This is a genomic window from Actibacterium naphthalenivorans, from assembly GCF_014196965.1.
Taxonomy (GTDB): Bacteria; Pseudomonadota; Alphaproteobacteria; order Rhodobacterales; family Rhodobacteraceae; genus Actibacterium_A; species Actibacterium_A naphthalenivorans.
Window position 1 is genome coordinate 126,120 of record NZ_JACIEQ010000004.1, and the last position, 15,209, is coordinate 141,328.

The following is a 15,209-nucleotide window of genomic DNA, read 5'->3' on the forward strand; positions in this document are numbered from 1 at the left end:
GATCACTCCGCCGCGACGTTCAGCTTGTTCTCGACGTCGAGATCGTAGCTGGCCATGAAATCATCCACCCGGGTCTTGGCGTTGTCCCAATCGAAGAAGCGGAAGCTGTTGCCGCGGGTCACGAATTGCGCGCCGGAATAGAACATCTCGTATTGCAGGTGCCGCGAGCCGAACTCTGACCCGACCGCATCCCACGCCAGTTTCATCAGCTTCACCCGGTCGTGCGAACCGGCAACGGGCGAACGCTGGGTGCGGGCGATGATGTCGGCGGTTTCGTCCGCCGCGAAATCCAGATGCGATGACGGCACCATGATCATGCCGCCCCCCGACAACAGGCGGATCGCCTCGACGATCTCGGGATAGGTCGTCTGCGCCACCACCTGCGCGGTACACAGCAGGCTGCGGTCGGGGACGAAATACTGCCCGAACTGCTCGCCTTTCGCTTCCATCGCGATGACAAGCGCATCCATGTTGGCGACCTTGGCGGCGATAAGGCCGAGCTGTTCGCGCACCTGCGGATAGGTGATGATGTTGTTCAGATCGGCGATCTTGCGCGCCAGACCCAGCAGGAAATGCAGCTTCTGCGTCAGCCGGATCATGCTTTGATAGTTCTGCATCACATGGGCGCGGGTCTGGTGCCACTGGGCCTGCGCCATCTTCAGATCCCTGTAGACGAAGACCCGCTCCCACGGCACTTTGACATCGTCGAAGACCACCACCGCGTCATTCTCGTCGAAGCGCGCGGAGAGCGGGTAGTCGAAGGTCGAGGTGGCCGCGCCTTCGTAAGAGCGGCGCGACAAGAGTTTCAGCCCCCTGGTCGCCAGCGGCATGGCGACGGTAAAGGCGTAATCCTCGTCGCCCTGCTGCAGTGCCTGAAAGCCCGACACCATGATCTCGTTCGCCAGGATACCGGAGGTGGCCAGCATCTTGGCCCCCCGGATCGTCACGCCCTCGGCGTCTTCATCAACGATGGAGGCGACGAGGTTCTTGTCGGGCTGGCCGGAGGCGGATTTCGCCTTGTCTGCCTGCGGATTGACGATCACGTAGGACAGGAACATGTCATTGTCGCGGATGTAGTCGAAATAATCGGCCAGCGCGGCGGCGCGTTTGGGATCATTCGCGCCGAACACATCCAGCCCCATGCGGAAACCCACGAAGGTCGAGGCGACGTGATCGGGCGACCGGCCCAGCATGCCGCAGGTCTGTGCCGACCAGCGTTCGATCGACACGCGCCGCGCGACAAGCTCGGCGTGGCTGGTGGGCATCATCCAGGATTTGTTCACCCGCGCGCCGGTCTTTGGCGAGGCGAAGGTCATCGTCTCGATATTCTCGGGTGCGGCCTGGTAATCATAAAGGGCGCAGGCCGAGGCCACGGCGCCCCTGAAGGCGGGATCGGTGGTGACATTCTCGACCCGCTTGCCATCGATGAAGACGCAGCGGTCGTCCTGAAGGCTTGCAAGGTGGGCGGCGCCGTTCTTGGGCATGGGGTAAACTCCGGTCTCGGCGGCGCAGGGGAATCTTATCCTGCGATGCACCGCGGGCATCTGGTTTGCAAACGGCCCCCGTCTCCACTTGCCCTTTTTCGGATCCGGCGACGGGGTGTCGCGGCAAGTCTGGAAAGGCGGCGCAAGTGGGTCAATCCCGCAGAAAACGCCCCGCAGGCACAGGCATTTCAGAGCGCAGGGGCGGCCATATCCTGCCTGCCCCCGTGCGGGGCTTTTCAGGTGGCGCGCATATCGGCATCGAACATGTCCCCGGCCGTCAAATCTGTCGTCAGCAGGCCCTCGTTCCTCATGTAGCCTATCACGGTCTCCAGCGTCTCGCGATTGGCCGCGAAGCCGGCGGCCCAGTAATCCGCGCCGAGCCTGCGTTCGCTTTCCAGCAGGTGGTCGAACAGCCATGGCAGCATGACGTTGAGCGCGGCGCTGTTGAAAAGCCGTGCGCGCGCCTCGCCCTGCGCATCGCAGAGCGCGGCGTAAAGGCGCCGTGTCAGGCCCGGATTGGCCTCGGCGATCTCGCGTTTCAGGGCGAAGATATGCATCGGCGGGAAGATCCCGGTCTTTTGGTAATAGGCCGTCTCTGCCGCCACCGGATCATCAAACAGCCGCGCGACGGGGCAATCCGGATCATGGGGGGCATAGGTTGACGGGGCGCCGGCGGTGTAGAGCGCGTCGATCTTGCCGTCCGCCAGCATCTTCGCCAGCCCGCCGTCATCGCTGGCGTGGATGATCTCGAACCCGCCGGGATAGGCCTGCGGGTGCTCGTCGGCGGTGCGGCCGAACTCCAGCCCGTTGGTCACATAGACCGGCGCCCGCATGTCGAGGCCATGGTGTTCGTCGAAAATTCCCCGCAGCCAGACGGCGGCGGCCATGTCCCAGATCGGTATGCCGACACGCTTGCCGGCCAGATCGGCGGGGGCCTTCAGCCCGGCGGCCTTGTTCACGAAGACGCAGGAAAAGCGGAAATGGCGCGAGGGAAAGACCGGCAGCGCCAGATAGCGCCGCGCGCCTTCGAGATCACGCAGATAGGTTGCCAGCGGAAATTCGGCCGCGTCATAGGTATGGTGCGTGCATTGTTCGTTGAAAAGCTGCTGCACGCCGTGAACATGCCAATCGGCCTCGACCCCGTCGATCGTGACCGCCCCGTCGATCAGCGGCCGGATACGGTCGCAGTCAGAGGCCCCTATACTCAGTTTCAACGTCATGGCTCAGCTTTCCAGTTGGTGAATGCGGGTGATCAGCACGTCGAGAAGTTCGGGCAGGGCGAGCGGTGTGGCATTGGCGCCGCCCCGCGACCAGGCCCCGCCGACACGATCGGGCGTGGTGCCGAGACGCCGCGCCAGCTGCTCTATCGCATCGGTGCAATCGGCGGTCTCGGGCAGGCAGGTGATGCGAAGCTCGGGCGGCAGGAGATCGTTGGCACCGACGAAGGCCAGCCGCTCTGTGCCGCAAAGCTTGGAGGCGGTGACGCCGTGTTCCTTGCGCGCCGCCTTTTCCAGCACGAAACTGCGGTGCGTCAGGCCGGGCGCCACCCATGAAATCCGCGCATCGTAAAGCCCGCCGATCCGTTCCATTACCTTGGCCAGCAAGGTGGCCATGATATTGTGCATCTCGACATAGGCGCGTTTCTCGTTCGCGCCCCAGATCCACTTGCCGGGCCCGACCTGTTGCGCCGTGCTGTCCGCCCGCCAGGGAGAGACCGCATTGCCGCGCTTTTCGAAAAGCCCCGGATCGTCGTAGGCATGGGAGGGCGAGGGCTTGCCCTCGTACCCGGTAACCGTTTCGTAGGGGACCAGCGCCATGGGCTCGGAAATCACCGCGCGGTGGATATACGTCCCCTTGCCGTCGCTCAGGATCGAGACGTCCATCAGCTCTTGCGGATCGTCCGGCCCGAGGCGCGCGCAAAGCTCCTGCGCCAGCGGCTGGCGGGCGATGGGGCGGAAGCCTTCGTCGTAGAGCCGCCGGTTGATCGCCCGATGTTCCGAGGAAAAGGGATAGGGCTTTGTCGCCGTGCAGGGCAGCATCAGCAGCACCTTGCGCCCCTCTTGCGGCAGCTCCGGCATGTAGCGCTCGGTGATGAAGGCGATCCAGTCGGCGATCCGCGGATGGGTGAGGGATTCGAGGTTGTCCTGCGGGCTGTAGAGGCACAGCTCGGGGTCCAGCGCATAGGGGGGCTGGATCTTTTCCTGCGACTGGTGGAACCGGTCCGCCTTGTCTTCGACGATCACTTTGTTCGACATCTGAAACCTTTCACACAGGTGTTTCGCTGGAATCGGCAAGGGCGGGATCAGGCATGGGCGCGGCCTCGGGGCGCAGTTCGGGTTCGTCATAGGCCATCAGTGCGGCCAGATGGGCGTCGGCATCTTCGGTGAAAAGCTGCCGCGTGATGCCGCGCACCACCCGCTCGGCCCCGAATTTCAGGGCCGAGATGCCGGCGGAGCAGCCCTGTGACACCATCGACGCGAAGGTGTAGCAGTAATGCCGGGCGAGCATGGCGTCGCTTTCTTCGGTCTTGCCCCGGAACTGGAAGGCATCGCCCAGATAGGGATAGCTGCCCAGCCCGTAATCCCCGGGGCCACGCGCGGGCCCGTGCCTGTCGGCCCAGGTGGCGATGTCGGCGGCCATCCGGCGCAGCTCTGGCCGGGCGGTGAAATCCACCACCATGCCGGTGCCCACGATCAGGAAATCCGCGTCGAAACCGCCCTTTGGCGTGGTGATGCGGATCTTGCCGCCGGCCTCATGCAGATCGGTGAAGGGGCTTTCATAATGGATGCGGAAGGCCCCGAACACGGCGCAGCGGTTGTAGGTGTCCTGCGGGGGCGGCTGGTTCATGCGGAAGATCCGCTGCATGAACGCCCATTTTCTCGCATCATCCAGATCCGGAAAATTGCGCAGAAAGCCGGTGAACTCCATCCAGCGATAGGGGTTCACCGGCGGCAGTTTCGGCCTGCGCACAAACATATCCACATGCGCGCCCGCCTCCAGCGCCCGGGCGGCGTTGTCGAAGGCCGAGGCCCCGCCACCCAGCACGGCGACACGCTTGCCCTTCAACGCGGCAAAGTCGATGTCATCGGCGGTATGCGCAAACAGCGGCTCGGGCAGGGCGGCGCGCGCGAAATCGGGCACCGCCCAGGCGCCGGTGGCCTCTATCCCCGGGGTCAGCACCACGGCGCGGGCGTAATCCACCGTCTCGCGCCCCGCGGCATCGCGCTGGCGAACGGCGGTGATGCCGCCGGGAAGGGGCTCCAGATCCACCACTTCGACGCCGTGCCGGATCGGCGGGTTCACCGTGTCGCGCAGCCAGTCCAGATAATCCTGCCAGTCTTCGCGCGGGATCTTGCCAAGCTGCGCCCAGGCCAGATCCCCGAAACGGGCCCGGTACCACGCCTCGGGCGTCAGCGCCGGTATCCCCATCTCGGGGCCGGAGACATGTTTCGGGGTTCGCAACGTCTTCATCCGCGCGAAGCTGCGCCAGGGCCCGGCCTTGCCCGGCAAGGCCCGTTCATAAAGGCGGATATTCGTCACGTTCTCACGCATCAAACCGAGCGCGATGGTCATGCCGGATTGCCCGGCGCCCACGATCGCGACGTCCAGCACCTCGGTGCCCTCATGCTGGCGCGGAACGACCCATGGCCGCGCGGGATAGGACAGCATGTCAAGCTGGGCTTGCGCCTGCGCGGCCAACGCGTCGAGCGGATCGGTCATGGAAACTCCTGATCAGGGCGGATGGACGCCCCCGTTCAGGGGGCTGGCTTCGGGCGTGCCCGTTTCTCCGGTTGCAACGACCTGTCTCGGCCTCCGTTCTAAGGATTTTCCGGGGTGGGGTTTAGAAGGGCGGAAGCCCCGCCCGGTGCGCTGCCAAGCGAGCAAAGAAAACACGCGCGCTCGTCCACGCTTGTGCCTAAATCTTGTTCAGCCGTGCAAGGCGCAGGGGCCGCTGGCGTGCCGGCGCCCCCCGAACAGCCCGGTGCGCGGACCCGAAGGCGCGCGCACCGGATGCCTGAAACGCCGGATCAGACGCGGCCCGCGAAGATGTCTTTCTTGACGATCGCATGGACGCCCCAGTTGCCGTCGACGACCTGCGTGATACCGAAATCGACCCCGACCGACATCAGCGAATGCGCCTCGTCCTCGGTCAGGCCCTTGGTGGTCATCAGGAATTTCCGCATCTTGCGGAACGCATCGCGCATCGCATCGTCGATCGAGGATTTGCCATAGATGTCGGATTGCGCGGTCGGCCCCAGCGTGTCGAGGTAGTTGGGCACCGAAAAGCCGTGCACCAGCCACTCGGTCTGGGTTTCGAGCATCGGGTGATCCATCTCTTCCAGCGGCGTGCCGCCCAGATCGGCCTTCTTGTGCAGGATCAGCTGGAAGGTGCCGGTCAGCGAACATTCGATCGCCGTTCCGCAAAGCTCGCTGTCGCCCTGAGAGGCGTGGGGGTCGCCGACCGACAGCAGCGCGCCGTCGACCGCGACGGGGTAGTACATGGTCGCCCCCTTGCCGATGCGCCAGTTGTCGACATTGCCGCCGGTGTAGCTGGGCGGCACGGAATCGACGAAATCGGCCTCGGACGGCGCGACGCCAAGGGTGCCGAAATGCGGGCGGATCGGCACGCGGATGCCCTTGAGCACATCGTAGTTGCGGCTGGTCAGGCTGTGATCGACCGGCACGCCGGGATAGTCGATCGTGGGGTGGGTGATGCCGTAGGGATCGGTCTGGGGCACCCATTTGAAGTTATAGACCGCCTGGGCCCAGCTCTTGTCGCCGGTGGCATCAACCTCGTAGATCGTGATGACCTCGCGCTTGGCGTCATTCAGCATGTCGTTATAGTGAAACCCCCACCAGGCGGCGGCGTTCGAGCCAAAGCTCTTGCCGGTGAATTCGGGGTTGGCCGAGGGGCGCGGGGTGCAATCGAGGATCCGCACCTCCAGCACGTCGCCGGGTTCCGCGCCGCGCACATAGACCGGGCCGGTCATGATATGCACGCCCTGTCCTTCGCCCGAGCCGATCTTGTAGACCGCCGGATCGGTGGAACCGGCCCCGCGCCGTTCCACGCCCTTCTTGTCCTTGGTCCACAGATACACGCTCTCGGCGCCTTCATCGCCCTGGACCATCCGCTCCAGATCATCGGCGGCATGGTGGGTCAGGGTCTCGATGGTGACAAAATCGCCGCTGTCGATTTCGACGCGGGGGCTCAGGGTCTTGCTGAAATAGCCCCAATGCACGGTCTCGGCAGTGGCCGGAAGGTAGTGGAAAGACGGCGTGGCGGGGCCGTTCCTGGCGCTGGTCTGGGCCAGCGCCGGGGTCACGAGCGACAGGCCGCCCGCCGCGCCCGCGGCCGCGCCCAGCATGCCGCTGCGCAGGAAATTCCGGCGGCCCGGGTCGATCTCCTGCTTGAAGGCTTTGAAATGGGTCTCGAAATCGGGGCAGTTCACATCATCTCCACGGCACATGTTATCTCTCTCCTGCTGGTGGTCACTTTGGTGTGGTTCCTAGCAATGGACGCAGTCCGGCGAATCCGGCAACCGTTGCGCCACACCGGCAGAATCGCCTGCACACGCGCCTGAAAAGGCGTGAATATGACGTAAAATCAGAAGGGTATGGGACCTGTCGGAGGGGGAGGGGCGGGCGCGTGCCATGCCGGGCTGCGCGCCCGGGCAACAGATTGTGCATATGGTGAAAAGCGCGTGGCGACACTTCCGCGCAAAAAAGCGGCATAGTGGCGGAAAGTCAAAAACGCAAGACGATTACAGGCCCGGCATCACGCGGCCGCGCGTTAGGCTTGGAGCAATGGATATGACATCTGACCCCGATCACCTGGATCTTTCGACCTTTCCCGAAGCGGCACGGGCCGATGTCTGGCGCCAGCGCCTGGCGGCGTTCGGGCTGGCGGCGGCGGAGGATGCCGGGGCCGGGTTGAGCGGGGCGCTCAGCGTTCTGCAATCGGTCAGCGGCTTGCGGATCGGCCGGATCGTGGCCCCGGCGCAGGATCTGCGCCCCGCCAGGGTTCAGCCGCGGCCGGCCCCGCTTCTGTTTGTCCTGACGCTGCGCAGCCGCGGCGTTCTTTCGGCACAGGGCCACCTGCAATATTTCGCGCAGAACGATCTGGCGGTGCTCGATCAGGGCAATGACTGGCAGTTGCGCTGGTCGGGGGATGCGAAGGCGATCCTGCTGGAACTGCCCCGCTCGGCCGTGGCGACGCGCCTTGGCCGCCAGAAGCCCCGGCTGCCGCTTGTGCTGGGCGGGTCCGTGGCCGCCGACATGGCGCGCTCGATGCTGGGGGTTCTGGGGGCGCAGTTCGATGCCCTGACGCAAGAGGATCTGGCCGCGAGCGAGGGCGCGCTGCTGGATCTGCTGTGCAGCGCCCTGATCGGAGAGGCCGATTTCGACGGGGGCGCCATGACGCCGGTGCAGGTCGCCCATTTCCGGCGCGTGGCGGCGGCGATCGACACACGGTTGCAGCGGCCCGATCTGACACTGGCCGACATCGCGGGGCAGGTGGGCCTTTCGGCGCGCTATGTGCAGCGGTTGTTCGAGCTTCATGGCGACAGCTTCTCGCGCTATGTCCGCCAGAAGCGGCTGGAGCGCAGCCGGGCCGATCTTCTGAACATCAGCCAGAATGGCGTGAGCATCGCCCAGATCGCCCATCGCTGGGGCTTTGCCAGCGCGTCGCATTTCAGCCGCTCGTTCCGCGAGGCCTTCGGCATATCGGCCAGCGCCCTGCGCGAGGACAATCTGGAGGCCCGCCTGCCATATGCGTTTCGCGGCCATCCGGGCGGTGCGGTGAAGCATCCCGCGAAAGGCCAGCCTCCGCCGCCCCATGGCGAGCCCTGCGATCCGGCCTCGGACCTGCCCGAACCGGCGCCGAACCCCGACAACATGGCTGATTTCCTGTTGCCCGCCCGTGCGGATACGGTGCATTGGGGCTATATCAGCCGCGCCATTCCGCCCGTTCTTTACGTGCCGTCCGGCGCGGTGGTCAGGGTTGAAACCCTGACCCAGCACGGCGGTGACGATTACGCCCGTTTTGTCGAGGGCGATCCGGGCGCGCAAAGCGTGTTTCACTGGACCCGCGAGGCCAAGCCGGTGGATCGGCGCGGCGCCGGGCCGATGGATGCCTCGATCTTCGGGCGCGGCGCGGGCGAGGGCTTTGGCGTTCACATCTGCACCGGGCCGATCCATGTCAACGGCGCCGAGCCGGGCGATGTGCTCGAGGTCGAAATCCTCGAGATCGCCCCGCGCCCCTCGGCCAATCCGCTGTACCGTGGCAAGGCGTTCGGCTCGAACGCCTCGGCCTGGTGGGGATATCAGTACAACGACCCGCTCAAGGGCACCAAGCGGCACGAGACGATCACCATCTTCGAGGTCGATCTCGAGCGGCCGGACGAGGCGCGGGCGCTGTATCAATATGTCTGGACACCGCAGACCGACCCGTTCGGCGTGGTGCATGAGACGATGGATTACCCGGGGATCCCGGTCGATCATCGCCTGATCGAACGGCGGCCTTCCCTCGACAATGTCACCATCCCCGCGCGCCCGCATTTCGGTTTCATCGGCGTCGCCCCGCGCGAGGCGGAGATCGTCGACAGCATCCCGCCCGGCTATTTCGGCGGCAATGTCGACAACTGGCGCGCCGGGCCGGGATCGCGCGTCTATCTGCCCGTCGCGGTCGAGGGGGCGCTGCTGTCGATCGGCGACGGCCATTTCAGCCAGGGCGACGGCGAGATCAACGGCACAGGGCTCGAGATGTCGCTCACCGGCACGGTCCGCCTGCGCCTGCACAAGGCGGGGGCACAGACCGTTCCGCAGATCCGGGGCCTCTCGACGCCGCTGATCGAGACGCCCGAGGAATGGGTGATCCAGAGCTTCAGTTTCGAAAACCACCTGCGCGATCTCGGCCGCAGCGCGCAGACCGATGTCTACACGCGCGCGTCACTTGACCGCGCGTTGCGAAACGCTTTCCGTCAGGCCCGCCGCTTTCTGATCGACACTTATGGTTTGACCGAAGACGATGCCCACGCGCTGTTGTCCGTCGCGGCGGATTTCAGCGTTACCCAGGTTGCGGATGGGAATTTCGGCGTCCATGTCAGTATCCGGCGCTCCTTGTTCGGCGACAAGCACAGCGGCAATGCCGTGGGTGGATCATCGGGTTCCTGAACGGGCTTGCGGCCAGGGGGCGCGGGCCCGGCATTCGGGGAGTGGGTGGGAAGGCGCCTGGGCGATTTCCGAAAAGGTTGACGTATGAGAGGCGCTTTCTTTCGGGCCGGTCGCGCGATAGATTGCGGCCATGCCTGCCGATCTTTCCGCCCATTTCCCCTTGCGCAAATCCCGCGTCCACGAAGCTTGTGGGCCGGGGGCGCCCGGTTTTGCCGGGGCGGTCTGCGCGCAAGGCAGCGGCCCTGTGCTCTGGGTTGTCGAGGCCTGGCGGCATGAGCAGGTGAATCCGGTTGCCTTCGGCGCCTTTGCCGATCCTGCGCGCTTGCTGGTGGCGCGGGCCGGTGACCAGCGCGAAGCGCTGGCCGTGGCCGAAGTGGCGCTGGGCGATGGCGCCGTGCCGTTGGTGATCGTCGAGCTTGGCGCGCCCCTCAGCCTGAAGGCGGGCCGGCGGCTGCAACTGGCGGCCAAGTCCGGCGGCACCACGGGGCTGTGCCTGATCCCCGAGGGGATGGGCAGCAATGCCGCCGAAACCCGCTGGCACTGCACCCCGGTTTTCGACGCATCTGACTCGACTCGGATGCGATGGGAGCTTATCAAGAACAAATCAGGAACACTTGGGGTCTGGGATGTTCGATGGGATGCAGCGGCGCGTCGTCTCGATGTGGTTCCCCCGGCTGGGAAGCGACCGGGTTCTCAGGGCGCGCCCGGTTGAAGGGCCTTTCGCCCTGACGCTGAAGCAGAACAATGCCGAGCGGCTTTCTTGCCTGAACGCGCTGGCCGAAGGGCAGGGCCTGCACCGCGGTATGGCCTATGCCGATGCGCGCGCCTTTTGCCCGGATCTGATCACCAGGCCCGCCGACCCGGCACAGGAGGCGCGGTTTCTGCACGCCCTGCGCCGCTGGGCCACGCGCTATTGCCCCTGGGTGGGGCTGGAGGGCGCGGATGGTCTGGTGCTTGATATCACCGGCTCGGCGCATCTGTGGGGCGGCGAGGGCGAAATGCTGGCCGATATGCGCGCGCGGATGGCGCGGACGGGGGTGTCGGTGCGGCTGGGGCTGGCCGATACGCGCGGTGCGGCATGGGCGCTGGCCCGCCATGGCGAGGGCGTGGCGCCCCCGGGTGCGGCGCTGGCGGCGCTCGGGCCGCTGCCGGTGGCGGCGCTGCGGCTGGAACAGGCGACATCGGTGGCCCTGCAGCGGCTGGGGTTGCGGACAGTGGCTGATCTGGCCGCCGCACCCCGCGCGCCCCTGGCGCGGCGCTTTGGGCCGGGGCTGTTGCTGCGCCTGGATCAGGCATCGGGCGCGCAGGCCGAAGAGATCAGCCCGCTGGCCGACCCTCCTCATTTCGGTGTGCGGATGGCCCTGCCGGACCCGATCGGCCTGGCCGATGACGTGATGGCCGGAACCGAGCGCCTGCTGTCCCGGCTTTGCGCCCGGCTGAAAGCCCACGAGATGGGCGCGCGGGTGTTGTGCCTGACCCTGCGCCGCGTCGATCAGGGCAGCCAGCAGCTCGAGCTGCGCCTTGCCAGCGCCATGCGGGATCCGCACCGCATCTTGCCCCTGTTCCGGCGCGGCGTGGAAGGGATCGAGGCCGGTTTCGGCATTGACCAGCTGCGGCTTGAAGCGGTCCAGATCGAGCCCTTGCCGATGCAACAGCTCGGCCATGGCGGCCCGCCGGGGCAGGACGGGCTGGATGATCTCGTGACCCGTATCGGCAACCGTATCGGGCTGGAGAATGTGCTGCGCTTTCTGCCCGCCGACAGCCATATCCCCGAGCGCGCCTTTCTGATCGCCCCCGCCGCTTATTCCGCGCCGGAAAACGGCCCGTGGGTGGCTCCGCGCCCGCGCCCCCTGCGCCTGTTCCCGCCCGAGCCCATCGCGGGTTCGGGCGCCCGCCCGCCAAAGCATTTCCGCTGGCGGCGCATGGCGTTTGCGGCCGCGCGGGCAACGGGGCCGGAACGCATCGCCCCCGAATGGTGGCTGGAGGATGACAACTGGCGCAGTGGCGTGCGCGACTACTGGCAGGTGGAAACCCTGCAGGGGCGGCGGCTCTGGCTTTATTATACGCCGCAAAACCCCGGCTGGTTCGTGCAGGGGGAATTCGCATGATCGAAGTGAACCGTGATTTGCGGCCCGTAAAGGCCTTCCGCCGTGATCTGCTGCAGAGCGGGGCCGGCGCACCGGGCTATGCCGAGCTGTGCGTCACCTCGAATTTCACCTTTCTCACGGGGGCCTCTCATCCCGAGGAGCTGATCGCCCGGGCCGCCGAACTGGGGCTCGAGGCCATCGCCATCACCGACCGCAACTCGCTGGCGGGCGTGGTGCGGGCGTTTTCGGCGCTGAAGGAACTGCGGCGCGAGGCCGAAGAGGCGATCCGCATCCGCTCTCAATGCCGCACCGACAGTTGCTCGCGGCAGGAGCTGGGCAATGCGCAAGGCATCTCGCGCCCTTCGGCACCCAAACTGCCCCGGCTGATCATTGGCTGCCGCCTGGTCCTGCGTGACAGCCCCGTGGACTGGATCGCCCTGCCACGGGACCGGGCGGCCTATCAGCGGCTGACACGCCTGCTGTCTCTGGGCAAGCGGCGGGCCGGGAAGGGCGAATGCCACCTCGACATGGCGGACATGCTGCGATCCTGCACCGGCATGATCCTGATCGCCCTGCCGCGCGCGGGCGTGGAGGTGGCCGAGGCGCCTATCCGGCAAGTCCGCAAAAGTTTCCCCGGCCATGTCTTCGTAGGGGCCGCGCCGCGGTATGACGGGTCCGATCAGGCCTGGCTGACTGCCTGCGCCCGCCTTGCCCAGAAGACATCCGCGCCGATGGTCGCGGTGGGGGATGTTCTGATGCACCGGGCCAGCCGCAAGCAACTGGCCGATGTGCTGACCTGCATGCGCGCGCATATCACCATCGATCAGATCGGCACCCGCGCCCTGCCCAATGCCGAACGCCGCCTGAAAGGGGGCGCAGATATGGCGCGCCTGTTCCGCGATCATCCCGCCGCCCTGCGCCGAACCCTGGAAATCGCCGCCCGGTGCGCCTTCTGCCTGAGTGAGCTGAGCTATGAATATCCCGATGAAGCCTCTCAGGGCGAAGCCCCGCAGGAGCGGCTGGAGCGCCTGGCCCGCGAAGGGCTCGGGCGCCGCTATCCGGGTGGCGCGTCCGGGCGGGTTCTCGGCCTGATGACGAAAGAGTTGAAGCTGGTCGCGGAGCTGGGCTTTTCCGCCTATTTCCTGACGGTCCACGACATTGTCCAATATGCCCGCTCGCAGGGCATCCTGTGCCAGGGGCGCGGCTCGGCGGCCAATTCGATCCTGTGCTATCTGCTCGGCATCACCGATGTCAGCCCCGACCAGATCGCCATGGTGTTTGAGCGCTTCGTCTCGAAATACCGGGGCGAGCCGCCGGATATCGATGTGGATTTCGAGCATGAGCGACGCGAAGAGGTGATTCAGTGGATCTATGAAAAATACGGCCGCCACCGCGCCGGGCTATGCGCGACCGTGATCCATTTCCGCAGCCGTGCCGCGATCCGCGAGGTGGGCAAGGTGATGGGGCTGTCCCAGGATGTGACAGCCGGTCTTTCGGGGCAGATCTGGGGCCATTCCAACAGTGGCGCCGATGCCGGGCGCATTCGCGAACTGGGGCTCGACCCGGCCGACCGCCGGCTTGCCCAGACCATCCGCCTGATCGGCGAGATCATCGGCTTTCCCCGGCATCTGTCGCAGCATGTGGGCGGTTTCGTCATCACCAGGGGGCGGCTGGACGAATTGTGCCCGATCGAGAACGCGGCGATGGAGGCGCGCACGATCATCGAATGGGACAAGGACGATATCGACACGCTGGGCATTCTGAAGGTCGATGTGCTGGGCCTTGGCATGCTGACCTGTATCCGCAAGGCTTTCGGGCTGATGCAGCGGCACGAGGACAGGGCGTTGACGATCGCCACCGTCCCGCAAGAGGACAGGCAGACCTACGACATGTTGCAAAGGGCCGATGCGATCGGGGTGTTTCAGGTCGAAAGCCGGGCGCAGATGAACTTCCTGCCCCGGATGCGGCCCGCGACCTTCTATGATCTGGTGATCGAGGTCGCCATCGTCCGCCCCGGCCCGATCCAGGGGGGGATGGTTCAGCCCTATATCCGGCGGCGGCAGGGGCTGGAGGTGCCGGAGCCGTTCGGCCCGGCGCTGGAGGAGGTCACGAAACGCACCCTGGGTGTGCCGCTGTTTCAGGAGCAGGCGATGCAGATCGCCGTGGTGGGCGCGGGTTTTACCGCCGAAGAGGCCGACCACCTGCGCCGCTCGCTGGCGTCGTTCCGGCGGATGGGCACGATCGGGGCCTTCCGGGACAAATTCATCAACGGGATGCTGGGCAACGGCTATGGCCTTGATGTGGCGGAACGCTGTTTCGGGCAGATCGAGGGGTTCGCCGACTACGGCTTTCCCGAAAGCCATGCCGCCGCCTTCGCCATGCTCGCCTATGTCTCGGCCTGGCTGAAATGCCATCACCCGGCAATCTTTGCCTGCGCGCTTCTCAATTCGCAGCCGATGGGGTTCTACGCCCCGGCCCAGATCGTGCGCGATGCCCGTGAACATCAGGTCGAGGTGCGGCCGGTCTGCGTCAACAGCAGCGTGTGGGACAATACGCTGGAGCGCCGTATGGATGGCACGCTGGCCCTGCGGCTCGGGTTTCGGCAGATCAAGGGCTTCAGGAAAGAGGATGCGGACCTGATCGTCCGGCATCGCGGCAACGGTTATCGCCAGCCGGAATCGGTCTGGCTGCGCGCCGGTGTCGCGCCGCCGGTGCTGGAGCGGCTGGCCGAGGCGGATGCGTTCGCCGACATGGGATTGACCCGGCGCGATGCGATCTGGCAGGTCCGGGCCGTTCGCGGACAGGCCCCTTTGCCGCTGTTCGACGATCCGATCGACGGGGAGAGCATCCAAGAACCGCAGGTGGACCTGCCCGCCATGCACCTGGGAGAGGAGGTGGTCGAGGATTACGTCTCGATGCGCCTGTCGCTCCGGGCGCATCCGCTGGAATTGCTGCGCCCCACCATGCCGGGCCTGACACCACATGACAGGCTGATCACCGCACCGCTCAAACGCACCAGCGTCTGTGGCCTTGTCATCACCCGCCAACGCCCCGGCACCGCCTCGGGCGTGATCTTCCTGACCCTGGAGGATGAAACCGGCGTTTCGAATGTGGTGGTCTGGCCCAAAGTCTATGAGCGCTTCCGCCGTATCGTCATGGGCGGGCGGCTGCTGCGGGTTACAGGGCATCTGCAGCGCGAGGGGAGTGTCGTGCATCTGATCGCACAACAAATCGAGGATATGTCACACCGGCTGGCCGAACTGGGCCACCCGCTTGATGACGCTATCGGCATCACGCAGCCCCGGGCCGACGATGCGCCGCGCAAGCCCCACCAGCCCGCCCGCGCCAGGCATCCACGCGAACAGGCCAAGCGGCTGTTTCCCAGCCGGGACTTTCACTGACGGCCCGCGCCGCGATTGGTTTGTTCGCAGAACAAGCGCCTTTCTCGTGCCGGGCCCGCCGGCTT

Annotated in this window: 9 protein-coding genes; 4 read left to right on the forward strand and 5 right to left on the reverse strand. The window is 66.1% G+C overall.

Annotated elements, in window-relative coordinates:
• Positions 1-2 precede the first annotated feature (2 nt).
• From GGR17_RS14395 to GGR17_RS14415, 5 genes are all read right to left on the reverse strand, one after another.
• Positions 3-1,484: a 4-hydroxyphenylacetate 3-hydroxylase family protein gene (locus GGR17_RS14395; protein ID WP_054539290.1), complete on the reverse strand. Its 1,482-nt coding sequence runs from the start codon at positions 1,482-1,484 to the stop codon at positions 3-5.
• 236 nt (positions 1,485-1,720) lie between these two features.
• Positions 1,721-2,704 (reverse strand): type 2 periplasmic-binding domain-containing protein, encoded by a 984-nt coding sequence (locus GGR17_RS14400; RefSeq protein ID WP_054539289.1) that lies wholly within the window; start codon positions 2,702-2,704, stop codon positions 1,721-1,723.
• 3 nt (positions 2,705-2,707) lie between these two features.
• Positions 2,708-3,739 carry a DUF5591 domain-containing protein gene (locus GGR17_RS14405; RefSeq protein ID WP_054539288.1) on the reverse strand — a complete coding sequence of 344 codons (1,032 nt, stop codon included), beginning with the start codon at positions 3,737-3,739 and terminating at the stop codon, positions 2,708-2,710.
• A 10-nt stretch (positions 3,740-3,749) separates the two neighbouring features.
• A complete protein-coding gene (locus GGR17_RS14410) occupies positions 3,750-5,204 on the reverse strand; it encodes an NAD(P)-binding domain-containing protein (protein ID WP_082386611.1) in 1,455 nt (484 codons plus the stop codon).
• 308 nt (positions 5,205-5,512) lie between these two features.
• Positions 5,513-6,952: an acetamidase/formamidase family protein gene (locus tag GGR17_RS14415; RefSeq protein ID WP_054539287.1), complete on the reverse strand. Its 1,440-nt coding sequence runs from the start codon at positions 6,950-6,952 to the stop codon at positions 5,513-5,515.
• A gap of 343 nt (positions 6,953-7,295) precedes the next feature.
• Here GGR17_RS14415 and GGR17_RS14420 point away from each other — a divergent pair, with 343 nt between their 5' ends.
• The 4 genes from GGR17_RS14420 to GGR17_RS14435 all read left to right on the forward strand — a co-directional run bounded on the left by GGR17_RS14420 (position 7,296) and on the right by GGR17_RS14435 (position 15,144).
• Positions 7,296-9,656 carry an acetamidase/formamidase family protein gene (locus tag GGR17_RS14420; protein ID WP_054540417.1) on the forward strand — a complete coding sequence of 787 codons (2,361 nt, stop codon included), beginning with the start codon at positions 7,296-7,298 and terminating at the stop codon, positions 9,654-9,656.
• Positions 9,657-9,786: 130 nt separating this feature from the next.
• Positions 9,787-10,368 carry an ImuA family protein gene (locus GGR17_RS14425; protein WP_037208999.1) on the forward strand — a complete coding sequence of 194 codons (582 nt, stop codon included), beginning with the start codon at positions 9,787-9,789 and terminating at the stop codon, positions 10,366-10,368.
• A complete protein-coding gene (locus GGR17_RS14430) occupies positions 10,283-11,764 on the forward strand; it encodes a Y-family DNA polymerase (RefSeq protein WP_054539286.1) in 1,482 nt (493 codons plus the stop codon). The genes GGR17_RS14425 and GGR17_RS14430 overlap by 86 nt, the downstream gene beginning before the upstream one ends.
• Entirely contained in the window at positions 11,761-15,144 is a 3,384-nt protein-coding gene (locus GGR17_RS14435) for an error-prone DNA polymerase (RefSeq protein ID WP_054539285.1), read from the forward strand. Before GGR17_RS14430 ends, GGR17_RS14435 begins: the two co-directional genes overlap by 4 nt.
• Positions 15,145-15,209: the final 65 nt, after the last annotated feature.

Excerpts from the sequence above, each read along its gene's own strand:
- GGR17_RS14395 (WP_054539290.1), bottom strand. The coding sequence starts at position 1,484 with ATGCCCAAGAACGGCGCCGCCCACCTTGCAAGCCTTCAGGACGACCGC.
- GGR17_RS14400 (WP_054539289.1), bottom strand. The coding sequence starts at position 2,704 with ATGACGTTGAAACTGAGTATAGGGGCCTCTGACTGCGACCGTATCCGG.
- GGR17_RS14405 (WP_054539288.1), bottom strand. The coding sequence starts at position 3,739 with ATGTCGAACAAAGTGATCGTCGAAGACAAGGCGGACCGGTTCCACCAG.
- GGR17_RS14410 (WP_082386611.1), bottom strand. The coding sequence starts at position 5,204 with ATGACCGATCCGCTCGACGCGTTGGCCGCGCAGGCGCAAGCCCAGCTT.
- GGR17_RS14415 (WP_054539287.1), bottom strand. The coding sequence starts at position 6,952 with ATGTGCCGTGGAGATGATGTGAACTGCCCCGATTTCGAGACCCATTTC.
- GGR17_RS14420 (WP_054540417.1), top strand. The coding sequence starts at position 7,296 with ATGACATCTGACCCCGATCACCTGGATCTTTCGACCTTTCCCGAAGCG.
- GGR17_RS14425 (WP_037208999.1), top strand. The coding sequence starts at position 9,787 with ATGCCTGCCGATCTTTCCGCCCATTTCCCCTTGCGCAAATCCCGCGTC.
- GGR17_RS14430 (WP_054539286.1), top strand. The coding sequence starts at position 10,283 with ATGTTCGATGGGATGCAGCGGCGCGTCGTCTCGATGTGGTTCCCCCGG.
- GGR17_RS14435 (WP_054539285.1), top strand. The coding sequence starts at position 11,761 with ATGATCGAAGTGAACCGTGATTTGCGGCCCGTAAAGGCCTTCCGCCGT.